We start from the raw sequence: 22,300 nt of genomic DNA, 5'->3' as shown, positions 1-22,300 counted from the left end.
GTGTGTCTCTTGGGTTGGCTCGGCAGCTGATCAGATCTGTCCGTTCGCCGAGTGATCACGGACCGGTTGGACGGACTTGGCTCGTTTCAGGCGGCGCGCAAAACACTGATCGAGTGGAGTTCGGGACGGGACGGGCGGGCACGAACGAGCGCCGTCCACCGTCCGCCGTGTGGAAGGGGACTACGGTCCGGCGATCTCTTGCCGGAGCTGCTGAGTGAAGCGGCGCAGAAGGTCCAACGTCTCTCGGAACTCGGCCCTGCGATCGTCCCTGCCGTCGGTGGGCCGGGTGCTCCAGACCCGACGCGCGAGGGCGTCGGCCAGATCGACGGTGTCGCTGGCGCAGAGCAGGTAGAGGGCTGAGCGTGCTTCCTGCATCTGGTTCGCCAACTCGTTGGCGCCGGGCCCGTCGTCGCCCAGCTGTGCTTCCTTCAGGTGGTCCAGTAGTTGGACTACGGCCGTGTTGAAGCCGATCCCGGCCTTGAGCTTCTGTTCCCGGATCCACATGCGGTCCTGTCGGCGCGCGGTGAACCACGAACCGAACACCACCCCTATGAGGCCGATAGCGGCCCCGATGGCCACGGCCAGAATGTTCTCCACGGTCAGTCCCCCCGACATCAGCAACGCCAGGCTACAGACGCCGTTGAAGCCGCCGCGCTCAATGATCGCGGTCGCATGCGGTCGCTTCCGGCCCGCGGGGGCCGTCCGGACGGGATGAACTACGTGAGCGGGTAACCCGGCGTTGCCATGGCGCGGTTCGGTGCGCAGTACACCAGGGCCAGGGACAGGAACGCGGGCCGTTCGAGGTGGAAGCCGTGGGACAGGTCGCCGCCCCAGGAGGGACCGGCCCGGCCCAGATCGCCGCCGCTCCTCCGAAGAGCCCATGCTGGACAGGTAGTTGATGCGTCATATAGAAAGATGAAGCGTCAACCAAATGGTGACGCGTGCCCGCACTCTCGAAGGAGATCTCCATGAGCACGTCGCCGAAGGCCGGCCTCGAAGCCCTGCTGACCCCCGAGGAGAGCATCCTGGTGCTGATCGACCACCAGCCGTACCAGTTCGCCAACCTGCACAGCCACGAGCCGATGATGGTCACCAACAACGTCGTGGGCCTGGCCAAGGCGGCCAAGGGCTACGGTGTCCCGACGATCCTGACGACGGTCGTCGAAGACCGCGGGGGCCTGCTGATCCAGCCGTTGCAGGACGTCTTCCCGGACCAGAAGCCGATCAACAGGACGCTCATCAACACCTGGGAGGACCCGCAGGTGGTGGACGTCGTGAAGGCCACCGGACGCAAGAAGCTGATCATTGCCGGCCTGTGGACGGAGATCTGCGTGGCCATGCCCGCCATTCAGGCGGCCGGCGAAGGCTTCGACGTCCACGTCGTCACCGACGCCTCCGGGAGCGTGTCGGCCGAGGCCCACGACATGGCGGTGCGGCGCATGGTCCAGGCCGGGGTCGTGCCGATCACCTGGCTCGCCGTGATGAGCGAGTGGCAGCGCGACTGGGCCCGGACGGACCGCATCACGCCGGAGGAGCAGATGGCGGCCCTCGGGCACGCAGGTGCCACCGGGGTCGTGACGGTCTGGGAGCACCAGCTCCTGAACACCCCGGTCGCCGAGCCGGCCGGGGCGTGACGACGGGGGTACGGGGGCGGACCCGGTCCCGGAGTCCGGCTCCGGAGTGCCGCCCCCTGCCCCGCCCACCCCTCACGTGGTTGAGCGGCGTCACCCGCGCCGTTTCGATGGCGCTTCCACCCAGCCGGTCCGATGACGCGTCGAACGGCTCACTAGACTCGGCGTCGTGACGGACCGGGTGAACTGGCTGACGGCTGAGGAACAGCATGCGTGGCGGAGCTTCGTCCGGTTGCACGAGCGGCTGATCGGCCGCCTGGCGCATCTGCTGCAGACGGAATCCGGTTTGGCGTCGGCGGACTACGCGGTCCTGGTCAATCTGACGGACGTGCCGGACGGGCGTCAGCGGTACCAGGACCTCGCGCGGGCGCTGGAGTGGGAGAAGAGCCGGATGTCCCACCACCTGGCGCGCATGATCCGGCGAGGGCTGGTGGCACGCGAGGAGTGCGCCGAGGACGGGCGGGGCGCCTTCGCGGTCATCACGGAAGCGGGACGCGAGGCCATCGCCGCGGCAGCACCGCTGCACGTACAGGCCGTCCGGTCCCTCTTCCTGGACCAGCTGACCGCGGACGAACTCCGGGCCCTGGCTGAGATCTCCGTCCGCGTGGTCGACACGTTGGACGAGGACGCCTGAACGACGGCGATGAGAGCGCCGTCGGGCCCTCGCCACGGCCGGCTACGACAGCCGGACTCCGGACCAGGAATCGACCGTGCACTGTCCGTCGGCGTTGCTCCCCGCGGCCACGACCGTGCCGTCGGCGCGCAGGCCGAGGGTGTGCGTCGAACCGGCCGCCACGGCGACGACGTCGTGCCATCCGCCGACGTCGCACTGCCCGTTGCTGTTGTCCCCCGTGGCGAGGACCCGTCCGGACGCCGTGACCCCGACGGTGTGATAGCTGCCCGCGTCGAGCGCCACCACTTCCTCCCACGCGTCGACTTCGCACGCTCCGTGCGTCCGGTTCCCGGTCGCCACGGCCCGGCCGTCGGTCCTCAGGCCGACGGTGTGGAGATACCCGGCCGCGACGGCGGCGAGGTCACGCCACCCTTCAACAGCGCACTGACCGCGTCGGTTGCTCCCCGCTGCCAGCGCGGAACCGTCCGCCCGTACGCCGACCGAGTGCCAGTCGCCGCACGAGAGCGCGACCACCTCGCGCCAGGACTGCACGTCGCACTGCCCTTCCGCACCCCGGCCGGCGGCCAGCACGCGGCCGTTCTTGAGCAGCCCGAGGGTGCGGCGCCACCCCGCGGCCACGGCCGTGACCCCTCGCCACCCGAGGACGCCGCACTGCCCGTCGCCGTCCCACCCCGCCGCCAACACCGTGCCGTCCCAGCGGAGCCCCACCGTGTGGGACCGGCCCGTGTTCGAGGCGGTGTGGACGTTGCCGGCCGCCACGGCGACGACCGCGTCCCATCGTTCGACACGGCATTCCCCCGCCGCGGTGCCGCCAACGGCGAGAACGGTTCCGTCCCGGCGCCGCCCGACCGAATGACGCCTTCCGGCGGCCAGCGCCGGCAGGTGTACGAGCATCCCGCCCCCATGTCCTTGCACGTCGTTCTGATGGTGAGCCTGCGGCCCCGTCTGGCCGCTCGGCTCAAGGGACCAGTGTCCTGCGACGCGTCAGGACGGTCACGGCTCCTCTTCCCTTTCGTGGTGGGTGAGGGGGAAGTGGGTGGGGGGTGGTGGGTCGGGGAGTATGCCGTATTGGTGGTCGACGGCGGCCCGTTCGGAGTGGGCGGCGGTGGTCATTTCTTCGTCGGTGGCTTCGAGGTCGCGGTATCCGTCGTCCATGGCGAGGCCGAGGAAGCGGGTGAACGAGGCGCGCGGGGTGACGATGACGCGGTGGGGCGCGTTGCAGTCCCAGAGCCGGACCATGCGGGTGCCGTCGGGCATGGGGTGGGTGGGTTCGACGTTGAGCGTCATCGTGCGTGCTCACCCGGTGGGGTGGGTGGTCCCCAGCGGACGGGTTCGCGGTGGATCTCGGCGAAGAGGTCGTGTCCGGTGGCGCGGAGGTGGTCCTCCATCCAGGTGTCGACGTCGTCGTGGGTGTGGCGTTCACCGTCTGGCGGGGGCGGCATCTGTGCGCCGCACTCCGGTTGGCCGGTGGTGCAGACGGCGGTGACGACGATGTCTTCGGCGAGGGTGGGGATGGAGCGCCAGCCCTTGCACTGGCCTTGCTGGTTCATGGGGGTCCTCCTGCGGAGGGCGGGGGTGAGGGGTCGGGGTTCGGTCCCGGCCGCCCGGGACAGGGGCGTGCCCGTGGGCGGCCGGGACCAGGAGCGAGGGGACTGCGGGCCTCGCCCCTACCGCCCGCGCGCAATTCTCTTCGGCGTCAGGGATTCGCCGTTACGCGCGGGCGGAGTTCGGGGTGTTTCTGGTGCGGTGGTTACGGGATGCGTCTGCTGCTGCTGGCATTGAGCGCCGCGACCGCGGGAGCCAGGACGGCCAAGTTCCGGGAATCCAGGTCGCTGTGTTTCGCGGTCCACTCAATGCCGCCGCCCTGAGGGCGCAGGTAGTAAACGGACCAGTAACACGCCATGACCACGCCGACCTTCTTGGCGGCGGCGTCGTACACGACCGTGCCGTCCGTGAAAGGCGCACCGTCCATCAGGGCACCTTCTTCGCATCCGTCGAACGCCGGTGCGGGTGCTGTCGGATGATCCTCCGTAACGTCACCCGCGTCCCGGGGAGCAGCCCGACCCGGGCAAGCCTCCGCGTTGCCAGTGCGCAGGGCAAGCAGGGCTCAGGCGCCATGCCGTCCCGTGAACGCGACGCGCTGGAATGTGGACTGTTCGTCATCCGGTTACCTCCTCACTTCCCCCCCGGCTTCGACGGGGACAAGAGGAGCACAACTACCCCTATGCTGCTGTGGGTTGAGTGGCCCAACTCAACATTTCGAACATCCTTCGAAATCGTGCATCAAGCAGATCAGGAGGTCAGAACGATGAGCGACGATGCACTCTCAGAACCGTTGAACCCCTTTGAGGTCTTCGGTTTGGACGTACGGGAGATGCGCAAGGCGCGCAAGATGTCTCTCCGAGGGCTTGGTGCCGCCACCGGGTACTCAACGGCGTACGTCTCCAAGGTGGAGAACGCCAAGTTGCAGCCCAGCGAGAGCTTTGCGGAGGGGTGCGACCGGGCCTTTGGGACCGGAACGATGATGGCGCGTCAGCGGCAGGCGGCCATCGAGGGCGATCATCCGTCGTGGTTCGTGCCGCATCTTCAGCAGGAGCGCCGCGCACGAAGGATCTTCGACTACTCAACGCTCTTCTTCACGGGGCTACTGCAGACGCCGGAGTACGCACGCGCGCTGTACCGGATGAGTGTCCCCCGGCTCACAGCGGAGAAGGTGACGACGAAGGTCGCCGCGCGGATGGCGCGGAGGGAAATCCTGGATCGCGCCGATCCGCCCGCACCTGATCTCTGGGTGGTGATTCATGAAGCGTGCTTACGCGTTGAGGTTGGCGGGCCAGACGTGATGGCGCATCAACTGCAGAGCCTGCTGAACGATGCGGACCGGTCGAATGTCGCTCTTCAGCTCCTGCCGTTTAAGGCGGTACCCGTCACGAGCAAGCCATTCACGTTGCTGACCTTTGAGGGCGCACCTACGGTGCTTCATGCCGAGGGTCCGCAAGGTGGGCGACCGCAGGAGGCACCCAAGATCACGGCTGCCGCTATGGAGACCTACGATCGGCTACGGGCTGAGGCTCTTGGCCATGACGACACAATCAGCCGCATCCACAATGTCCTTGAGGAGTACGCAAGATGACAAGTACCCCTTACCCACGCATGTGGGTGAAGTCCAGCTACAGCGACCCCAATGGCGGCAACTGCGTCGAGTGGGCCCCTGCACACGCGTCCGCCACCGACGTCGTCCCGGTCCGTGACTCGAAGGTCCCGGCCGGCCCGGTCCTGCGCGTCCCCGCCACCGCGTTCGCCGCGTTCGTGGCGGGCATCAAGGACGGCACGGTCTAACCGACATCGCACCACCGCGAGGGTGCCCCGCCGAGTCCCATTCTCTGGCTCGGTGGGGCACCCTCGTTCCTGCACCGCGTGGGCCCAGCGCTCAGTTCCCCGGCCGCGTCGGGGACTCGGGTTCGAGGGCGAAGACCGGGATCACGCGATCGGTCTTCTCCTCGTACTCCGCGTACGGCGGAAACACCGCGACCGCGCGCTGCCACCACTCGGCCCGCTCGTCCCCGGTCACCTCGCGGGCCACCATGCCCCGCCGCTCGGGGCCGTCCTGGAGATCCACCCGCGGGTCGGATTGAAGGTTGTAGTACCAGACCGGGTGGCTCGGAAAGCCGCCGTTCGAGGCCACCGCCGCGTACCACCCCTCGTGTTCCACGCGCATCAGCGGAATCTTGCGGATCTTGCCGCTCTTCGCACCGCGCATCGTGACGATGACGACCGGGAGGCCGGTGTCCCAGAGCGTCGTGCCCTGGGTGCCGCCCGAGCTTTCGTACAGCTCGACCTGGTCGCGCACCCACTGCGCCGGACTCGGCTCGTACTCGCCTTCAAGCGGCATCGCTTGTACCCCAATGTCGTGTACGGATGATGTCGGCACGGGCAGGCTCGCGCCCCGCGCGAGCAGCCTCGCGGGGAGTTCAACGCCGCTGTGAGCGAACCGTATTCCGGGTTACGCCGTTGGAGCCCGCCCACCGCGACCGCGGGCCGTCGTCGTCGTACGGCCGCTCCACACCGGCCACCTCCACCACCCTCTCGGTCAATCAAAGCAAGCACGCTTGCTTGTTTCAGGGGGCGCTGCCATGCTCCGGGGCACGCAACTGCCCCGTCCCGAGGGAGCGCACCGTGGTCGACCCCCGTGTCGTGTTCGACGACCTGCGAGACGAGAGCGACGAGCTCGACTCGCTGGTGGGCGGCGCGCCCGTGGCCGACTGGGGGCGTCGGACGCCCGCGCCGGGGTGGTGCGTCGCGCACCAGATCGCGCACCTCGCGTGGACGGACCGGGTCGCGCTGCTCGCCGTCACGGACGCCGACGCGTTCGCCGTCGAGACGGAGAAGGCGTTGGCCGCGCCGTACTTCTTCGTCGACGAGGCCGCCGAACAGGGCGCCGCGACGCCGCCCGTCGAGTTGCTGGCGCGGTGGCGCGAAGGGCGGGCCGCGCTTCAGGACGCGTTGCGCTCCGCGCCGGCCGGGGCGCGGTTCCCCTGGTACGGGCCGCCGATGAGCGCGTTGTCGATGGCGACGGCCCGGCTGATGGAGACCTGGGCGCACGGGCAGGACGTCGCCGACGCCCTCGGCGTCACCCGCGCACCCACCGCCCGCCTGCGGAACGTCGCCCACATCGGCGTACGGACCAGGGACTACGCCTTCGGGGTACGCGGGATGACGCCGCCCGGTGAAGCGTTCCGCATCGAGCTGACGGCACCCGGACCCGACGGCGAGCTGTGGACGTACGGGCCCGAGGGCGCCGCACAACAGGTCACCGGGCCCGCGCTCGACTTCTGTCTGCTGGTCACCCAGCGGGCCCACCGCGCGGACCTCGCGCTCACCGCGCACGGCCCGGACGCGGACCGCTGGCTGGACATCGCGCAGGCGTTCGCCGGGCCCGCCGGCCGGGGCCGGGACCCGCAGGACCACGGTCGCGAGGGGCGCGCATGACGTCCGCCGCCCCCTTGCGCATAGGGAACGCGTCCGGCTTCTACGGCGACCGCTTCGACGCGCTGCGCGAGATGCTCACCGACGGCCCCCTCGACGTCCTCACCGGCGACTACCTGGCCGAGTTGACGCTGCTGATCCTGGGGCGCGACCGCCTCAAGGACCCCGGGCTCGGCTACGCCAGGAGCTTCCTGCGGCAGTTGGAGGAGTGCCTGGGCCTCGCCCACGACCGGGGCGTGAAGATCGTCGCCAACGCGGGCGGCCTCAACCCCGCCGCCCTCGCCGACGCGGTGCGCGCCCTCGCCGACCGCGTCGGAGTGCCGACGGCCGTCGCCCACGTGGAGGGCGACGACCTGATGGGCCGCGGCGACTGGGGGCCGGGCGTCCTCACCGCCAACGCCTACCTCGGCGGCGCCGGCATCGCCGCCTGCCTGCGCGCCGGCGCGGACGTCGTCGTCACCGGGCGCGTCACGGACGCCGCGCTCGTCACCGGGCCCGCCGCCGCGCACTTCGGCTGGGACCCCGATGCCGACGACGGCGATCTCGACGCCCTCGCGGGCGCGCTCGTCGCCGGCCACGTCCTGGAGTGCGGCACCCAGGCCACCGGCGGCAACTACCCCTTCTTCCAGGAGGTGTTCACCGCCGAACCGGGCGCGCGTCGGCCCGGCTTCCCGCTCGCCGAGATCCACCCCGACGGCACCTCCGTCATCACCAAGCACCCCGGCACCGGCGGCCTCGTCGACGTCGGCACCGTCACCGCGCAACTGCTGTACGAGACGGGGGACGTGCACTACCGCGGCCCCGACGTGACCGCGCGCCTGGACACCGTACTGCTCGCGCAGGACGGCCCGGACCGGGTCCGGATCAGCGGGGTGCGGGGCGAGGCGCCGCCGTCGACCCTCAAGGTCGGGCTCAACCGGATCGGCGGCTGGCGCAACGAGGTCGTGTTCGTCCTCACCGGACTCGACATAGAGGACAAGGCACGGCTGGTGCGCGAGCAGTTGGAGGGCGCGCTGGCCGGGGACCGGCCCGCGGACGTCCGCTGGGAGCTGGCCCGTACCGAACACGCCGACGCCGACACGGAGGAGCGGGCCAGCGCGTATCTGCGGCTCGTGGTGCGCGACCCGGACGCCGCCCGGGTGGGGCGCGCGGTCAGCGGCGCCGCGGTCGAGCTGGCACTGGGCAGCTACCCGGGCTTCCACGTGACCGCACCGCCCGGGAGGGGATCGCCGTACGGGGTGTTCGAGGCGCGGTACGTGCCGGCGGCGGGCGTGCCGCACACCGCGGTGCTCCCGGACGGCACGCGCACGCCGATACCGGCGGCCCGGGCGACGGAGCCGACCGGGCCGGAAGAGCGGACCACGTCGTACGACCCCCTCCCCGAACCGCTGCCGCCCGGTCCTGCTCGGTTCGCGCCCCTCGGGTGCGTCGCCGGGGCCCGCAGCGGCGACAAGGGCGGGGACGCGAACGTCGGCGTGTGGGCGCGCACCGACGACGCCTGGCGCTGGCTCGCCCACCACCTCACCGTCGACCGCTTCCGCGAACTGCTGCCCGAGACCGCGCACCTCGCCGTCGAACGGCACGTCCTGCCCAATCTCCGCGCCCTGAACTTCACCGTCGAGGGCATCCTCGGCGAGGGCGTCGCGGCCCGGGCCCGTTTCGACCCGCAGGGCAAGGCGCTCGGCGAGTGGCTGCGCTCGCGGCGCGTGGAGATCCCGGAAGAGCTGCTGTGACCGCAAGAACTGCGGCGACCTGAAGAGCCCCTGGGGCCGGAAGAACCGCCGTGACCTGCATGGCCCCGTTGCCGTGACGCCAGGGGAGCCGCCGACTCCCGAAGGGACCGCCGTGACCGTACTGCCGACCCGCACCGACCCGACGTCGCCCGAGTACGCCGCCCGCCGCGCCGCCCTGCTCGGCAAGCTCGCCGACCTCGACGCCGAGCACGCGAAGGCCCTCGCGGGCGGCGGCGAGAAGTACGTCGCCCGGCACCGCGCCCGCGGCAAGCTCCTCGCCCGCGAGCGCATCGAGCTGCTGCTCGACCCCGACACCCCCTTCCTGGAGTTGTCGCCGCTCGCGGCCTGGGGGAGCGAGTACCCGGTCGGCGCGTCGATCGTCACCGGCATCGGGACGGTGGCGGGCGTGGAGTGCGTGATCACCGCGAACGACCCGACCGTGCGCGGCGGCGCCTCCAACCCGTGGACCCTGCGCAAGGCGCTGCGCGCCAACGAGATCGCGTACGCCAACCGGCTGCCCGTCCTCTCGCTCGTCGAGTCCGGCGGCGCCGACCTGCCGTCGCAGAAGGAGATCTTCATCCCCGGCGGGGCGCTCTTCCGCGATCTGACGCGGCTCTCCGCGGCCGGCATCCCCACCGTCGCGGTCGTCTTCGGCAACTCCACCGCCGGCGGCGCGTACGTCCCCGGGATGTCCGACCACACGATCATGATCCGTGAGCGGTCGAAGGTGTTCCTCGGCGGTCCGCCGCTGGTGAAGATGGCGACGGGCGAGGAGAGCGACGACGAGTCCCTGGGCGGCGCCGAGATGCACGCCCGCACCTCCGGGCTCGCCGACCACTTCGCCGACGACGAGCACGACGCGCTGCGGCAGGCGCGCCGCGTCGTCGCCCGCCTCAACTGGCGCAAGGCGTACCCGGACCCGGGGCCGGCCGAGCCACCCAAGTATCCGGTTGAGGAGTTGCTGGGGATCGTTCCGGAGGACCTGAAGACCCCGTTCGACCCGCGCGAGGTCATCGCCCGGCTCGTCGACGGCTCCGACTTCGACGAGTTCAAACCGCTCTACGGAACGAGCCTGGTCACCGGCTGGGCGCGGCTGCACGGCCACCCCGTCGGGGTCCTCGCCAACGCACAGGGCGTGCTGTTCAGTGCCGAGTCCCAGAAGGCGGCGCACTTCATCCAACTCGCCAACCAGCGCGATGTTCCGCTGCTCTTCCTGCACAACACCACCGGGTACATGGTCGGCAGCCGGTACGAGCAGGGCGGGATCATCAAGCACGGCGCGATGATGATCAATGCGGTGTCGAACTCGACCGTGCCCCACCTGTCCGTCCTCATGGGTGCCTCGTACGGCGCCGGCCACTACGGCATGTGCGGCCGGGCGTACGACCCGCGGTTCCTCTTCGCCTGGCCGAGCGCCAAGTCCGCGGTGATGGGCCCGCAGCAACTCGCCGGGGTGCTCTCGATCGTGGCGCGGGCTTCGGCTGCGGCGAAGAGCCAGCCGTACGACGAAGAGGCGGACGCCGGGCTGCGCGCCATGGTGGAGCAGCAGATCGAGGCGGAGTCGCTGCCGGCGTTCCTGTCCGGGCGGCTGTACGACGACGGGGTGATCGACCCCCGGGACACCCGCACCGTGCTCGGGCTCTGCCTGTCCGCGATCCACACGGCCCCCTTCGAAGGCGCGCGCGGCGGCTTCGGCGTCTTCAGGATGTGAGCCCCACGATGCCCACGACGCACACGATGCGCATGATTTCCACGCTGCTGGTCGCCAACCGGGGCGAGATCGCCTGCCGGATCTTCCGCACCTGCCGGGCCGCGGGCATCTCCACGGTCGCGGTGTACGCCGACCCGGACGCGGACGCCCTGCACGTACGGGAGGCGGACCTCGCGGTCCGGCTGCCGGGCGCCGCCGCCGTCGACACCTATCTGCGCGCCGACCTCGTCGTACGGGCCGCGCTCGCCGCGGGCGCCGACGCCGTCCACCCCGGCTACGGCTTCCTCTCCGAGAACGCGGACTTCGCGCGCGCCGTCACCGACGCCGGCCTGCTGTGGGTGGGCCCGCCACCGGAGGCGATCGAGGCGATGGCGTCCAAGACGCGCGCCAAGGAGCTGATGGGCAGCGCACCGCTGAAGGCCGCGGACGTGACGGCGGCGGACCTCCCGGTGCTGGTGAAGGCGGCGGCGGGCGGCGGCGGCCGGGGCATGCGCGTCGTGCGCGAACTCTCTGAGCTGGTCGGAGAATTGGCGGCTGCCCGGTCGGAGGCGACGGCGGCCTTCGGGGACGGCGAGGTCTTCGTCGAGCCGTACGTGGAGCGCGGACGGCACGTGGAGGTCCAGGTCCTCGCGGACGCGCACGGCACGGTGTGGGCGCTCGGCACCCGGGACTGCTCGCTCCAGCGCCGGCACCAGAAGGTGGTGGAGGAGTGCCCGGCACCCGGGCTCCCCGCCGAACTCGTCGCCGAGTTGCACGCCGCGTCCGTGAAGGTGGCGCGCACCGTCGGCTACGTCGGCGCCGGCACCGTCGAATTCCTCATCTCCCCGGACGGCCGCGCGCACTTCCTGGAGGTCAACACCCGCCTCCAGGTCGAACACCCCGTCACCGAAGCGGTCTTCGGCCTCGACCTGGTGGCCTGGCAACTCGCCGTCGCGGAGGGCGCCCGGCTGCCCGTCGAGCCGCCGCCGGCCGTGGGCCACGCGGTGGAGGCGCGGTTGTACGCGGAGGATCCGGCGGCGGGCTGGGCCCCGCAGACGGGCGTGTTGCACGAACTCTCCGTCCCCGTGGGGCAGGGCGTGCCCACGCTGCGCGTCGACACCGGATACGGGCCCGGCGACCGGATCCCCGTCCACTACGACCCGCTGCTCGCGAAGGTGATCGCCTGGGCGCCGACCCGGGCCGCCGCGGTGCGCCGGCTCGCGGACGCGCTGCGCCGCGCCCGGCTGCACGGCCCGGTCACCAACCGGGACCTGCTGGTGGGCACGCTCACGCACCCCGAGTTCCTGGCGGGCGACGGTGTCGACACCGGCTTCTACGAACGGCACTTGGCGGAGCTGACCCGACCGCTGCCGGGGGAGGAGCACGCGGCGGTGGCCGCCGCGCTGGCGCGGGCCGCGCCAGCCGGTGGCGACGGGCTGCCCGGCCGTCTGGGCGCGTGGCGCAACCTGCCGTCACAGCCGCAGTCGAAGGCGTACGACGGCCGGGGCGGCCACCACGAGGTCCGCTACCGGACCACGGCCCGGGACGGGGTCCGCTGCACCGTCGAAAGCCCTCCCGGCGCACGGGTCGTCAGCGTCGCACCGGACCGGGTGGCGCTGGAGGTCGACGGGGTCGTACGGACGTACGCGGTGCGGGAGTACGGGGACGGGCGGGTGTACGTGGACGGGCCGACCGGCTCGTACGCCCTCGTCCTCCGCCCCCGCTTCCCCGAGCCGCACTCCCGCCACGAGCCCGGCTCGCTGCTCGCCCCCATGCCGGGCACGGTCGTACGGATCGCGGACGGACTCGCCGCCGGGGCGCAGGTGGTGCGCGGCCAGCCGCTGGTGTGGCTGGAGGCGATGAAGATGGAGCACCGGATCGTGGCACCCGCGTCCGGCGTCCTCACCGCGCTGCACGCGGCGCCGGGCGCCCAGGTCGAGGTGGGCGCCCTCCTCGCCGTCGTCCACGAAGAACAGCACGGAGAGCAGCGCGAAGAACAGCACGGAGAGCAGCGCGGAGAGCAGCGCAGGGACCAGCAGGAGCACCCCGCCGAGGAGGAATCGTGAGCATCGAGAGCCAGGAGCACCAGGACCTGCGCACGGCCGTCGCCGCGCTCGGGCGACGGCACGGGAGCGACCACGACCGCGACGCGCTGTGGGCCGACGCCGCCGAACTCGGTTATCTGGGCGTGAACCTCCCCGCGGAGTACGGCGGCGGGGGCGGCGGACTCGCTGAACTCTCGCTCGTTCTTGAGGAGTTGGGGGCGGCCGGCTGTCCGCTGCTGATGATGGTGGTCTCACCGGCGATCTGCGGCACGGTCATCGCCCGCTTCGGCACCGAGGAGCAGAAACGCGCCTGGCTGCCGGGGCTCGCCGACGGCAGCCGCACGATGGCGTTCGGGATCACCGAGCCGGACGCCGGCTCGAACTCCCACCGGATCACCACCACCGCGCGCCGCGCCGACGACGGGGGATGGGTCCTCACCGGCCGCAAGGTCTTCATCTCGGGCGTGGACATCGCCGACGCGACGCTGATCGTGGGACGCACGGAAGACGCCCGCACCGGCCGCCTCAAGCCGTGCCTGTTCATCGTCCCGCGCGACGCCGAGGGCTTTCACCGCACGCCCATCGACATGGAGCTGGACGCGTACGAGAAGCAGTTCGAGCTGGTCCTCGACGACGTGCGGCTGCCGGCGGACGCGCTCGTCGGCGACGAGGACGCGGGGCTGCTCCAACTCTTCGCCGGGCTCAACCCGGAGCGGGTGATGACCGCGGCGTTCGCCATCGGCATGGGCCGCTACGCGCTGGCGAAGGCCGTCGACTACGCACGCCAGCGCCAGGTGTGGAAGGACCCCATCGGCGCCCACCAGGCCATCGCCCACCCCCTCGCCCAGGCCCACATCGAACTCGAACTCGCCCGGCTGATGATGCAGAAGGCGGCGCGGCTGTACGACGAGGGCGACGACGTCGCCGCGGGCGAGGCGGCGAACATGGCCAAGTACGCGGCGGGGGAGGCGTGCGTACGGGCCGTGGACCAGTCCGTGCACACCCTCGGCGGCAACGGGCTGACCAGGGAGTACGGCCTGGCGCGGCTGATCACCGCGGCCAGGGTGGCGCGGATCGCGCCGGTGAGCCGGGAGATGGTCCTCAACTACGTGTCCCACCAGACGCTGGGCCTGCCCAAGTCGTACTGACCCCCTGTGGACGGCGGGAGCCATGAGCCCTCTGGTCACCTCCGCGCACGAGCGCGGCATCACGACCCTCACCCTGAACTCGCCCGCGACCCGCAACGCCCTGTCGGCGCCGCTGGTCGACGTGTTGGCGCGGGCGCTCGCGGAGTGCGGACGGGACGACGGCGTACGGGCGGTCGTCCTCACCCACGAGGGCGGCGTGTTCAGCGCGGGCGCCGACCTGAAGGCCCCGCCGAGCCCGTACGCCTTCGTGGACCTGCTGCGGCAGGTCGTCGAACTGCCGAAGCCGGTGGTGGCCCGGGTCGCCGGACGGGCGCGCGCGGGCGGCCTCGGGCTGCTCGGCGCGTGCGACGTCGCGGTGGCGTCGACGGCGTCCGACTTCGCTTTCACGGAGGTGCGCATCGGGGTCGCCCCGGCCGTGATCTCCCTTCCGCTGCTGCCCCGCCTCCAGCCGCGCGCGGCGGAGTGCCTCTACCTGACGGGGGAGCGGTTCGACGCGGCGGAGGCCGTACGGATCGGGCTGCTCACCCGCAGCGCGGACGACGTGGACGCGGCGCTCGCGCCCGTGCTGGCCGCCCTGCGCAAGGCGTCCCCGCAGGGGCTGGCCGCGGCGAAGCGGCTGCTCACGGTTAGGGTGCTGGAGACCTTCGACCGGGACGCCGAAGACCTGGTGCAGCGCTCCGCGTCGCTGTTCGCGTCGGCCGAGGCGCGCGAGGGGATGGCCGCCTTCCTCGAACGACGGGACCCCGCATGGGAGCTGTGACCCCCTCTCCCTCGACCTCCACCCCGGCCTCGGCTCCGAACGGGCCCAAGCAGGACCGCAGTCGCGCCACCCGGCAGCGGCTGCTGGAAGCGGCGGTGGCGTGCCTGGCCGAACACGGCTGGGCGGGCTCGACGGTCTCGGTCGTCGCCGAGCGCGCGGGGGTGTCGCGGGGCGCTGCCCAGCACCACTTCCCGACCCGCGAGGACCTGTTCACCGCCGCGGTCGAGTACGTCGCCGACCAGCGCTCCCGGGCCCTAGCGGAACTCCCCTCCGACGACCGCACGGCCGTCGTCACCGCCCTCGTCGACCTCTACACCGGCCCCCTGTTCCGCGCGGCGCTGCGGCTGTGGGTCGCCGCGTCGAACGAGGAGCACCTGCACGCCCGCGTCACCGAACTGGAGTCCCGACTCGGCCGCGAGACCCACCGCATCGCGGTGCGCCTCCTCGCCGTCGACGAGTCCCGCCCCGGCGCCCGCGAAACCGTCCAGGGCTTCCTGGACATGGCCCGCGGCCTCGGCCTGGCCAACCTCCTGACGGACGACAGCGCCCGCCGGCAGCGGGTGGTCCGCCAGTGGGCGCTGATCCTGGAGGACGCGCTGGGGTGAGCGCGAGGGGCCGGTCGTCCGTGCTCAGCCGGACGTGACTGCCCGCTCGTACCCTTCGACCTCCCGCGGGTCCCGCGACGGCGGCCCCACGTACCGCGCCGACGGGCGGACCAGACGGCCGGTGCGCTTCTGTTCCAGGACGTGCGCCGACCAGCCGGCGGTGCGGGCGCAGGTGAACATCGAGGTGAACATGTGCGCGGGGACCTCGGCGAAGTCCAGCACGATGGCCGCCCAGAACTCCACGTTCGTCGCCAGGACCCGGTCCGGGCGGCGGTTGTGCAGCTCCTCCAGCGCGGCCTTCTCCAGCGCCTGGGCGACCTCGAAGCGCGGGGCCGCCAGTTCCTTCGCGGTGCGGCGCAGCACCCGGGCGCGGGGGTCCTCGGCCCGGTAGACGCGGTGGCCGAAGCCCATCAGCCGCTCGCCCTTGTCCAGCGCCTGCTTCACGTACGCCGTGGCGTCGCCCGTCCGCTCGATCTCCTCGATCATGCCGAGCACCCGCGAGGGCGCGCCGCCGTGCAGCGGCCCCGACATCGCGCCGACCGCGCCGGAGAGCGCCGCCGCGACGTCCGCGCCGGTGGAGGCGATGACGCGGGCGGTGAAGGTGGAGGCGTTCATGCCGTGCTCGGCCGCGGACGTCCAGTACGCGTCCACCGCCTTCACGTGCCGCGGGTCCGGCTCGCCGCGCCAGCGGACCATGAAGCGCTCGACCACCGAGTGCGCCTTGTCGATCTCGCTCTGCGGGACCATCGGCAGGCCCTGTCCCCTGGCACTCTGTGCCACGTACGACAGTGCCATGACGGCCGCCCGCGCCAGGTCGTCCCTGGCCTGCTCCGCGTCGATGTCCAGCAGCGGTTTCAGGCCCCACACGGGCGCCAGCATCGCCAGCGCGGACTGGACGTCGACCCGGATGTCACCGGAGTGGACGGGGATCGGGAAGGGCTCCGCGGGCGGCAGCCCCGGCTCGAACGCCCCGTCGACCAGCAGTCCCCACACGTTCCCGAAGGAGACGTGTCCGACGAGGTCCTCGATGTCGACGCCGCGGTAGCGCAGCGCGCCGCCTTCCTTGTCGGGCTCGGCGATCTCGGTCTCGAACGCGACGACTCCTTCGAGCCCAGGTACGAAGTCGGACATCAGGCGGCTCCTCACGATCATGACGCGTCGAGTCGGTGGGTTCGGTCGAGGCGTGCGACTGGTGGTCGGTCATCCCGGTGATGCCCCGTGCGATGGGTGGTCACCCGTTCGACGGGAGCGGAAACGCTGGCTGCTGCTGTGGAAGCGCCACAGGGGTGACGGCTCGATTCTGTACGGTTTCCACTGTCCCGCACAGGGTGAGAACAGGCACAGCGTGCCATGGGGTGGTCCGGGGGTTGGGGACCTGCTTTCGCGGGCAGACTGTGTGGCGCACTTCGCGGGGCGCCGCTTCTGGCATATGCCGGGCGGCTGCCGGGCCGGCGGTGGCCTGCGGCAGGATGGCACCGTGACCGACCACGCCGCCGCGGCGAAAGCCGCCGCTCAAGCCGTCGCCCGGGTCGCCGCGGCGACGGGCTCCGCGCCCGATCCCGCCGTGATGCGCGAGCAGTACCGCTCCACCGCGCTGCTGGACACGGACCTCGCGCCCACGCCCATGGACCAGTTCGTCCACTGGTTCCACGACGCCGTCACGGCCGGGCTGCACGAGCCGAACGCCATGGTCGTCGCGACGGCCACGCCCGAGGGCCGGCCCTCGTCCCGCACGGTGCTGCTGAAGGAGTACGACAGCCGGGGCTTCGTCTTCTTCACGAACTACGAGTCCCGCAAGGGCCGGGAGATCGCCGCCAACCCGTACGTCTCGCTGCTCTTCCCCTGGCACCCGATCGCCCGCCAGGTCGTCGTCACGGGCACCGCGTCCCGGATCGGCCGGGACGAGACCGCCGCGTACTTCCGCAGCCGTCCGCACGGCTCGCAGCTCGGGGCGTGGGCGAGCCGCCAGTCGTCCGTGATCTCCTCCCGGCAGGAGCTGCTGGACGCCTTCGACGAGCTGGCCGCGCGCTACCCGGAGGGGGAGCAGGTGCCGGCGCCGCCCCAGTGGGGCGGGATCCGGGTGGAGCCGGAGACGGTCGAGTTCTGGCAGGGCCACCAGGACCGGCTGCACGACCGGCTGCGGTACGTACGGCGGGACGAAGGCGAAGGCGAAGACGGGGAGGGCGGGGGCGGGGAGGGCTGGCGGGTCGAGCGCCTGGCGCCCTGACCCGCGTACGCGCCGCGACGCTCGGGAAAAGCAGAACCCGCGGGCTCTGGTTCCTCCTGACGGAGGAGCCGGCCGGACGTACCGGCGAGCCCGCGGGTCGGTGACTGCTTGGGATTGCGGCAGGTGGCCTGCCGACTGCACAGCGTGCGACAGCAGGCCCTAGCCCGCAGTCACCTCACGCGTCCGGTGTGCATACATCTGCCGAACCACCTCCTCTCTCGTGTGCGCCACACACTAGGAGCGCACAGAACGCGCATCAAGCGCTTTTTTCGCGTCTGCCTTTCCGCAGGTCAGCGGCGTGCATCCGGATCTTCCCCGGCCCACAGCCCGGTGCCGCGCGCCGCGGCCACCCGCCCAATGTGCTCCATCGCCTCCTCGGCCGGCAGTGCGGCCACCTTCCGCCCGTCCCGCAGCCGCAGCGCGACCAGGTCGGCCGCGGCCTCCCGCGGACCGAGCACCGCCTGGTACGGCGCCAAGCGCGCGGCACGGATCCGCGCGCCGAGGGTGCCGCGGTCCGGACCGGCCAGCTCCGCCCGCAGCCCCGCGGCCCGACAGCGCTCCACCAGGCGCGCGGCGATCGGCACCTCCGCGTCGGTGACGGGCAGCGCGACGACCTGGACGGGCGCGAGCCAGACCGGGAAGGCGCCGCCGTGCGCCTCGATCAGGTGTGCCACGGCCCGCTCCAGGCTGCCCACGATCGCCCGGTGGATCATCACCGGGCGATGCTTGCCGCCGTCCGCGCCGACGTACTCAAGTCCGAACCGCTCGGGCTGGTGGAAGTCGATCTGCACGGTGGACAGGGTCGACTCGCGCCCGGCGGGGTCCGCGACCTGCACGTCGATCTTGGGTCCGTAGAACGCGGCCTCGCCCTCCACCGCCTCGTACGGCAGCCCGGAACGGTCCAGCACGTCGGTCAGCAGGGCGACCGACCGGCGCCACAGCTCGGGCGCGTCGACGTACTTGCCGCCCGGGCCCGGCAGCGAGAGCCGGTAGCGGGCCGGCCGGACGCCCAGCGCCGCGTAGGCCTCCCGGATCAGGCCCAGCGCCGCGAACGCCTCCTCCGCGGCCTGCTCCATGGTGCAGAAGACGTGCGCGTCATTGAGCTGGATGGCCCGGACGCGGGTCAGACCGCCCAGCACCCCGGACAGCTCCGAGCGGAACATGGTCCCCAACTCGGCCATCCGCAAAGGGAGTTCCCGGTAGCTGTGGGCGCGGGAACGGTAGATCAGGGCGTGGTGCGGACAGAGGCTGGGCCGCAGCACGACCTGCTCGCCGCCGAGGTCCATCGGCGGGAACATGTCGGTGCCGTAGTGCGACCAGTGCCCCGAGATCTCGTACAGCTCCCGCTTGCCGAGCACGGGCGAGTACACATGGCGGTAGCCGGCCTTCCGCTCGACCTCGCGGACGTACTCCTCCAGGGCGTGCCGGATGACGGCGCCGTCGGGCAGCCAGTACGGCAGCCCCGCGCCCATCAGGGGATCGGTGTCGAACAGGTCCAGCTCACGGCCGATGCGCCGGTGGTCGTGGACGGTGGTGCCGGTGTCGGGGGTCATGGCGGTCTCCTCGCTGCGCTTGCTGCGCCTGCTGGGGAGCGAGTGACCACACGGCGAAGCCCCGGGGCACTCGCCCCGGGGCTTCGACTTCGTCAGCTGTCAGCGCGCCGGGACACTCTCCGGCGTCGTCGTGTGAACGGCGGCACGCTGCATGACGCCAACGCTAGCAGTCGGCGTCCTGCGGCGCGGGCGTTGCCGGTAGGGGCGTTGCCGGTACGGAAGCGGGCGCGAGGCCGTCCGCGATGGCCCGCAGCGCGGCGAGGTGCTTCCTGTACGCCGCCCGTCCCTCCTTCGTCAGCGACAGCCAGGTCCGGGGCCGCCGCCCCACCCGCCCCTTGTCGACGGAGACGAGCCCCGCCTCCTCCAACGCCGCGACCTGCTTGGACAGCGCCGAGTCCGTCACCTCCACCAGATCGCGCACGAACCCGAACTCGGCCCGGTCGACGGGCGCGAGCGCGGCGACGACGGAGAGCCGGACGGGTGCGTTCAGCAGCGGGGAGAGGTCGTGCCGGGGGTGGCTGCCGTGACTCACGCGGTCCGCCGCCCCTCGCGTATCGCCACCACGGCGAGCGGCAGCGCACACCACAGCGTCCCCGCCACCGCGAAGGGCACGCTGCCCTCGAACGTCGAGACCCCGAGCGCGACCGTGACGGCGAAGGCCGTCGCCCACCCCGCGATCACCCCGCCGTGCCGCGCCCCGAAGCCCCGCCGCACCACGGTCTGCCGGGCGGCATAAGCGCTCAGCCCTCCGATCAGCGCGCAGTTCAGCACCGCGAAGACCAACGCGGCGAGCAACCCGCGCCACAGCAACGCCATCGGCACGAGCACCACCTGCCCGCCCGCGAGCACCCACAAATACCGCGCGTACCACCCGCTACCGCGCAGCGCCGCAGCCTCCGCTCCGGCGGCGCGCACGAGCGCGTCGCTCGCATCGATGCGTGCGTCCATGACTCCCCCTTCGCCCCGGGACGGGTCGCCCCTCCTTTTCTAGAGTGCCAAGTACTTTCCACTTCTGCAAGTAGTTTCTGTCGCGGGAAGCAGGGTGCACTCGCCGTGGTTCTCCAGGTGCGAGAACCACGCACGGGCCGCAGATACCAGCGCGGCCGCAGGGCCACGGCGAGTACGTCACGGCGCAGGCGGCCCGCAGAGGCACCGCGCAAGCCGGCCCGCAGGGCGAGCCGCGGCGCGGTCAGGCGTGGCGGTAGAAGATGCGGGCGCGGTTCTCCGCCATCACGCGGCCGTTCCACTCGTGGCCGCCGTCCACGTTCCCCGACCGCAGCAGCGGCGGCTCCACGCCCCGCTCCGCCAGCGTCTCCGCCGCCGCCGCCATCATCGCCTGCATCAGCGCGCTCGTGACGACCGTGGACGCGGGCGCGAAGGGCGCCTCGATCGCGTCGTGCGTGAGGACCGTGTCGCCGATGGCGATCTTGGAGTCGAGGACGACGTCGCAGTGGTCCTTGAGGAACGTGCCCGTGGTGTGCCGCGACGAGGTGGAGTCGGCGTACGCCACCGACGTCACGCCGATGACCTTCAGCCCCAGCGCCCGCGCGTTGAGCGCCATCTCCACCGGCAGGGCGTTGCGGCCGGACAGGGAGATGATGACCAGGGTGTCGCCGGCCTGCGCCGGGCTGGTGTCGAGGACGGCCGCGGCCAGCCCGTCGACGCGCTCCAGTGCGGAGCCCAGCGTCGCCGGGACGACGTCGACGCCGACGACGCCGGGGACGGCGAGCAGGTTCATCACCGCGAAGCCGCCGGCGCGGTAGACCACGTCCTGCGCGGCGAGCGAGGAGTGGCCGGCGCCGAAGGCGAAGAGGCGACCCCCGGAGGCCACGGTGTCGGCGATGACCTCGCCGGCCGCTGCGACGTTCTGCGCCTCCTCGTCCCGTACGCGCGCCAGCAGATCGATCGCCGCGTCGAAGAACTGACCTGCCAGCTTGCTCTCGCTCATCGCTGAGCCCTTTCGAGGAGGTGGGAAGCCCGGTGGCAGCACGCGGCGCGCACGCATGCGGTGCGTACACGTCCGGGTACGCGGACACCAGGGAACGCGCCGGGGAATGCCCGCGCCGTCGATCACGTTGCGGTCTGGACCATTGCCCTGTCAATACGGTCACCGGTCGCTCTTGAGCGCCGGGTTCCGCGGGGACGGCACGGTTGTCAGTGGGATGCGTAAGAATTGAGTTCGGGGCCGCACCGCACGATTCTTCGAGGGGCACGAATGTCCGGACTGATCGACACCACGGAGATGTACCTCCGCACCATCCTTGAGCTCGAAGAGGAAGGTGTGGTTCCCATGCGAGCCCGCATCGCCGAGCGGCTCGACCAGAGCGGGCCGACGGTCAGTCAGACCGTGGCGCGAATGGAGCGCGACGGTCTCGTGACGGTCGCCGGGGACCGCCATCTGGAGCTCACGGAGGAGGGTCGGCGGCTGGCGACGCGCGTGATGCGCAAGCACCGGCTCGCCGAGTGCCTGCTCGTCGACGTGATCGGCCTGGAGTGGGAGCAGGTCCACGCCGAGGCGTGTCGCTGGGAGCACGTGATGAGCGAGGCGGTGGAGCGGCGCGTGCTGGAGCTGCTGCGCCACCCGACCGAGTCGCCGTACGGGAATCCGATCCCGGGCTTGGAGGAGCTGGGCGAGAAGGCGGAGGCGGATCCGTTCCTGGACGTGGGCATGGTCTCGCTCGCCGACCTCGACCCGGGCTCGGACGGCAAGACCGTGGTCGTCCGCCGGATCGGCGAGCCGATCCAGACCGACGCCCAGCTGATGTACACGCTGCGGCGCGCGGGCGTGCAGCCCGGTTCGGTGGTCAGCGTGACCGAGGCCGCGGGCGGCGTCCTGGTCGGCAGCGGCGGCGAGGCGGCCGAGCTGGACTCCGACGTCGCGTCGCACGTCTTCGTCGCCAAGCGCTGAGGGTCTTGGGGCGTGTCTTCACTCCCTAAGGCAGGCCCTGGCTCCTGAGCCGAGCGCGCCCGGTGCCTGAGGGGCGCTGGGCGCGCCGCATGCCGTAAGCGGCCCCGCGCCGCACCCCGCCACCTGCCGTTTCACCCAGGAAGGCGCGCCCCGGGCCCTCGGCGCGCAGACCCCGACGCGGCGAGCGCTCACGCGCCGTCCCGTCACCCCATCGCGCCCCGTCGCCTTGTCGTGGCTTTTTCCGTACGGAACTACAGCGTCTGCGCGCCGCGCGTGCCACGCTGGGGCCAGGCATATGACTCAGAGCCGTGGAGGGATCAGGCATATGCGCCCCTCTCATGCCCGGCGCACCCCGCGGCGCACTCATCTCGCTCCCGCCC

At 72.0% G+C, this 22,300-nt stretch carries 24 protein-coding genes; 13 read left to right on the top strand and 11 right to left on the bottom strand.

Features of this window, described 5'->3' with window-relative positions; translation table 11 throughout:
- Positions 1 to 180: 180 nt before the first annotated feature.
- Positions 181 to 597, bottom strand: coding sequence for a hypothetical protein (locus AB0E05_RS35280; protein WP_361971459.1), 417 nt, complete (start codon positions 595 to 597; stop codon positions 181 to 183).
- A gap of 371 nt (positions 598 to 968) precedes the next feature.
- Between AB0E05_RS35280 and AB0E05_RS35275 the strand changes: the two genes are divergently transcribed.
- Both AB0E05_RS35275 and AB0E05_RS35270 read left to right on the top strand, forming a co-directional pair.
- Complete coding sequence (locus AB0E05_RS35275; RefSeq protein ID WP_361971457.1) at positions 969 to 1,634, top strand: hydrolase; 666 nt, start codon at positions 969 to 971, stop codon at positions 1,632 to 1,634.
- A gap of 166 nt (positions 1,635 to 1,800) precedes the next feature.
- Positions 1,801 to 2,265 carry a MarR family winged helix-turn-helix transcriptional regulator gene (locus tag AB0E05_RS35270; RefSeq protein WP_361971455.1) on the top strand — a complete coding sequence of 155 codons (465 nt, stop codon included), beginning with the start codon at positions 1,801 to 1,803 and terminating at the stop codon, positions 2,263 to 2,265.
- Between the two features lie 42 nt (positions 2,266 to 2,307).
- On the opposite strand, the gene AB0E05_RS35265 is transcribed toward AB0E05_RS35270, so the two are convergent.
- From AB0E05_RS35265 to AB0E05_RS35250, 4 genes are all read right to left on the bottom strand, one after another.
- On the bottom strand, positions 2,308 to 3,159 hold the full coding sequence (locus tag AB0E05_RS35265; RefSeq protein WP_361971453.1) for a chromosome condensation regulator: 852 nt from the start codon (positions 3,157 to 3,159) through the stop codon (positions 2,308 to 2,310).
- Positions 3,160 to 3,258: 99 nt separating this feature from the next.
- Positions 3,259 to 3,552 (bottom strand): hypothetical protein, encoded by a 294-nt coding sequence (locus AB0E05_RS35260; RefSeq protein WP_361971451.1) that lies wholly within the window; start codon positions 3,550 to 3,552, stop codon positions 3,259 to 3,261.
- Entirely contained in the window at positions 3,549 to 3,815 is a 267-nt protein-coding gene (locus AB0E05_RS35255) for a hypothetical protein (protein ID WP_361971449.1), read from the bottom strand. Before AB0E05_RS35255 ends, AB0E05_RS35260 begins: the two co-directional genes overlap by 4 nt.
- Positions 3,816 to 4,015: 200 nt before the next feature.
- On the bottom strand, positions 4,016 to 4,237 hold the full coding sequence (locus AB0E05_RS35250; RefSeq protein WP_361971447.1) for a hypothetical protein: 222 nt from the start codon (positions 4,235 to 4,237) through the stop codon (positions 4,016 to 4,018).
- Positions 4,238 to 4,573: 336 nt separating this feature from the next.
- On the opposite strand from AB0E05_RS35250, the gene AB0E05_RS35245 reads away from it, so the two are divergent.
- Together AB0E05_RS35245 and AB0E05_RS35240 are read left to right on the top strand one after the other, a co-directional pair.
- A complete protein-coding gene (locus AB0E05_RS35245; RefSeq protein WP_361971445.1) occupies positions 4,574 to 5,398 on the top strand; it encodes a helix-turn-helix transcriptional regulator in 825 nt (274 codons plus the stop codon).
- Positions 5,395 to 5,604 (top strand): DUF397 domain-containing protein, encoded by a 210-nt coding sequence (locus tag AB0E05_RS35240; protein ID WP_361971443.1) that lies wholly within the window; start codon positions 5,395 to 5,397, stop codon positions 5,602 to 5,604. Before AB0E05_RS35245 ends, AB0E05_RS35240 begins: the two co-directional genes overlap by 4 nt.
- Before the next feature lie 91 nt (positions 5,605 to 5,695).
- On the opposite strand, the gene AB0E05_RS35235 is transcribed toward AB0E05_RS35240, so the two are convergent.
- Positions 5,696 to 6,157: a nitroreductase family deazaflavin-dependent oxidoreductase gene (locus AB0E05_RS35235; protein ID WP_361971441.1), complete on the bottom strand. Its 462-nt coding sequence runs from the start codon at positions 6,155 to 6,157 to the stop codon at positions 5,696 to 5,698.
- Positions 6,158 to 6,441: 284 nt separating this feature from the next.
- Between AB0E05_RS35235 and AB0E05_RS35230 the strand changes: the two genes are divergently transcribed.
- The 7 genes from AB0E05_RS35230 (at position 6,442) to AB0E05_RS35200 (ending at position 15,232) form a co-directional block, all read left to right on the top strand.
- Positions 6,442 to 7,254 (top strand): TIGR03084 family metal-binding protein, encoded by an 813-nt coding sequence (locus tag AB0E05_RS35230; protein ID WP_361971439.1) that lies wholly within the window; start codon positions 6,442 to 6,444, stop codon positions 7,252 to 7,254.
- Positions 7,251 to 8,984 carry an acyclic terpene utilization AtuA family protein gene (locus tag AB0E05_RS35225; protein WP_361971437.1) on the top strand — a complete coding sequence of 578 codons (1,734 nt, stop codon included), beginning with the start codon at positions 7,251 to 7,253 and terminating at the stop codon, positions 8,982 to 8,984. Before AB0E05_RS35230 ends, AB0E05_RS35225 begins: the two co-directional genes overlap by 4 nt.
- Before the next feature lie 112 nt (positions 8,985 to 9,096).
- Positions 9,097 to 10,695 carry a carboxyl transferase domain-containing protein gene (locus tag AB0E05_RS35220; RefSeq protein WP_361971435.1) on the top strand — a complete coding sequence of 533 codons (1,599 nt, stop codon included), beginning with the start codon at positions 9,097 to 9,099 and terminating at the stop codon, positions 10,693 to 10,695.
- Positions 10,696 to 10,727: 32 nt separating this feature from the next.
- Positions 10,728 to 12,740 carry a biotin carboxylase N-terminal domain-containing protein gene (locus AB0E05_RS35215; protein ID WP_361971466.1) on the top strand — a complete coding sequence of 671 codons (2,013 nt, stop codon included), beginning with the start codon at positions 10,728 to 10,730 and terminating at the stop codon, positions 12,738 to 12,740.
- Positions 12,734 to 13,867 (top strand): acyl-CoA dehydrogenase family protein, encoded by a 1,134-nt coding sequence (locus tag AB0E05_RS35210; protein ID WP_361971465.1) that lies wholly within the window; start codon positions 12,734 to 12,736, stop codon positions 13,865 to 13,867. The genes AB0E05_RS35215 and AB0E05_RS35210 overlap by 7 nt, the downstream gene beginning before the upstream one ends.
- 22 nt (positions 13,868 to 13,889) lie before the next feature.
- Complete coding sequence (locus tag AB0E05_RS35205) at positions 13,890 to 14,627, top strand: enoyl-CoA hydratase family protein (protein ID WP_361971433.1); 738 nt, start codon at positions 13,890 to 13,892, stop codon at positions 14,625 to 14,627.
- Complete coding sequence (locus AB0E05_RS35200; RefSeq protein ID WP_361971431.1) at positions 14,615 to 15,232, top strand: TetR/AcrR family transcriptional regulator; 618 nt, start codon at positions 14,615 to 14,617, stop codon at positions 15,230 to 15,232. The genes AB0E05_RS35205 and AB0E05_RS35200 overlap by 13 nt, the downstream gene beginning before the upstream one ends.
- Positions 15,233 to 15,256: 24 nt before the next feature.
- Here the strand turns inward: AB0E05_RS35200 and AB0E05_RS35195 are convergent, their stop codons facing one another.
- Entirely contained in the window at positions 15,257 to 16,363 is a 1,107-nt protein-coding gene (locus AB0E05_RS35195) for a citrate synthase 2 (RefSeq protein ID WP_361971429.1), read from the bottom strand.
- Positions 16,364 to 16,799: 436 nt separating this feature from the next.
- Between AB0E05_RS35195 and pdxH the strand changes: the two genes are divergently transcribed.
- Positions 16,800 to 17,459 (top strand): pyridoxamine 5'-phosphate oxidase, encoded by a 660-nt coding sequence (gene pdxH / locus AB0E05_RS35190; protein WP_361971463.1) that lies wholly within the window; start codon positions 16,800 to 16,802, stop codon positions 17,457 to 17,459.
- Between the two features lie 290 nt (positions 17,460 to 17,749).
- Here pdxH and thrS read toward each other — a convergent pair whose 3' ends face one another.
- The 4 genes from thrS to AB0E05_RS35170 form a co-directional block, all read right to left on the bottom strand.
- Complete coding sequence (gene thrS, locus AB0E05_RS35185) at positions 17,750 to 19,012, bottom strand: threonine--tRNA ligase (RefSeq protein ID WP_361971426.1); 1,263 nt, start codon at positions 19,010 to 19,012, stop codon at positions 17,750 to 17,752.
- 163 nt (positions 19,013 to 19,175) lie between these two features.
- Positions 19,176 to 19,544 carry a transcriptional regulator gene (locus tag AB0E05_RS35180; protein WP_361971424.1) on the bottom strand — a complete coding sequence of 123 codons (369 nt, stop codon included), beginning with the start codon at positions 19,542 to 19,544 and terminating at the stop codon, positions 19,176 to 19,178.
- Complete coding sequence (locus AB0E05_RS35175) at positions 19,541 to 19,960, bottom strand: hypothetical protein (protein ID WP_361971422.1); 420 nt, start codon at positions 19,958 to 19,960, stop codon at positions 19,541 to 19,543. The genes AB0E05_RS35180 and AB0E05_RS35175 overlap by 4 nt, the downstream gene beginning before the upstream one ends.
- 241 nt (positions 19,961 to 20,201) lie before the next feature.
- A complete protein-coding gene (locus AB0E05_RS35170; RefSeq protein WP_361971420.1) occupies positions 20,202 to 20,960 on the bottom strand; it encodes an SIS domain-containing protein in 759 nt (252 codons plus the stop codon).
- Positions 20,961 to 21,227: 267 nt separating this feature from the next.
- Between AB0E05_RS35170 and AB0E05_RS35165 the strand changes: the two genes are divergently transcribed.
- Complete coding sequence (locus tag AB0E05_RS35165) at positions 21,228 to 21,920, top strand: metal-dependent transcriptional regulator (protein ID WP_361971418.1); 693 nt, start codon at positions 21,228 to 21,230, stop codon at positions 21,918 to 21,920.
- Positions 21,921 to 22,300: the final 380 nt, after the last annotated feature.

The organism is Streptomyces sp. NPDC048057 (assembly GCF_040653095.1).
In the GTDB taxonomy this organism is placed as follows: domain Bacteria; phylum Actinomycetota; class Actinomycetes; order Streptomycetales; family Streptomycetaceae; genus Streptomyces.
This window is presented reverse-complemented; position numbering and strand designations above follow the sequence as displayed.

What these genes read in the sequence shown, in the direction of transcription:
- AB0E05_RS35175 (WP_361971422.1), bottom strand. Translation starts at nt 19,960, where the DNA reads ATGGACGCACGCATCGATGCGAGCGACGCGCTCGTGCGCGCCGCCGGA.
- AB0E05_RS35250 (WP_361971447.1), bottom strand. Translation starts at nt 4,237, where the DNA reads ATGGACGGTGCGCCTTTCACGGACGGCACGGTCGTGTACGACGCCGCC.
- AB0E05_RS35205 (WP_361971433.1), top strand. Translation starts at nt 13,890, where the DNA reads ATGAGCCCTCTGGTCACCTCCGCGCACGAGCGCGGCATCACGACCCTC.
- AB0E05_RS35200 (WP_361971431.1), top strand. Translation starts at nt 14,615, where the DNA reads ATGGGAGCTGTGACCCCCTCTCCCTCGACCTCCACCCCGGCCTCGGCT.
- AB0E05_RS35215 (WP_361971466.1), top strand. Translation starts at nt 10,728, where the DNA reads ATGATTTCCACGCTGCTGGTCGCCAACCGGGGCGAGATCGCCTGCCGG.
- AB0E05_RS35245 (WP_361971445.1), top strand. Translation starts at nt 4,574, where the DNA reads ATGAGCGACGATGCACTCTCAGAACCGTTGAACCCCTTTGAGGTCTTC.
- AB0E05_RS35265 (WP_361971453.1), bottom strand. Translation starts at nt 3,159, where the DNA reads ATGCTCGTACACCTGCCGGCGCTGGCCGCCGGAAGGCGTCATTCGGTC.
- AB0E05_RS35165 (WP_361971418.1), top strand. Translation starts at nt 21,228, where the DNA reads ATGTCCGGACTGATCGACACCACGGAGATGTACCTCCGCACCATCCTT.
- AB0E05_RS35275 (WP_361971457.1), top strand. Translation starts at nt 969, where the DNA reads ATGAGCACGTCGCCGAAGGCCGGCCTCGAAGCCCTGCTGACCCCCGAG.
- AB0E05_RS35255 (WP_361971449.1), bottom strand. Translation starts at nt 3,815, where the DNA reads ATGAACCAGCAAGGCCAGTGCAAGGGCTGGCGCTCCATCCCCACCCTC.
- AB0E05_RS35235 (WP_361971441.1), bottom strand. Translation starts at nt 6,157, where the DNA reads ATGCCGCTTGAAGGCGAGTACGAGCCGAGTCCGGCGCAGTGGGTGCGC.
- pdxH (WP_361971463.1), top strand. Translation starts at nt 16,800, where the DNA reads ATGCGCGAGCAGTACCGCTCCACCGCGCTGCTGGACACGGACCTCGCG.
- AB0E05_RS35225 (WP_361971437.1), top strand. Translation starts at nt 7,251, where the DNA reads ATGACGTCCGCCGCCCCCTTGCGCATAGGGAACGCGTCCGGCTTCTAC.
- AB0E05_RS35170 (WP_361971420.1), bottom strand. Translation starts at nt 20,960, where the DNA reads ATGAGCGAGAGCAAGCTGGCAGGTCAGTTCTTCGACGCGGCGATCGAT.
- AB0E05_RS35195 (WP_361971429.1), bottom strand. Translation starts at nt 16,363, where the DNA reads ATGTCCGACTTCGTACCTGGGCTCGAAGGAGTCGTCGCGTTCGAGACC.
- thrS (WP_361971426.1), bottom strand. Translation starts at nt 19,012, where the DNA reads ATGACCCCCGACACCGGCACCACCGTCCACGACCACCGGCGCATCGGC.
- AB0E05_RS35240 (WP_361971443.1), top strand. Translation starts at nt 5,395, where the DNA reads ATGACAAGTACCCCTTACCCACGCATGTGGGTGAAGTCCAGCTACAGC.
- AB0E05_RS35260 (WP_361971451.1), bottom strand. Translation starts at nt 3,552, where the DNA reads ATGACGCTCAACGTCGAACCCACCCACCCCATGCCCGACGGCACCCGC.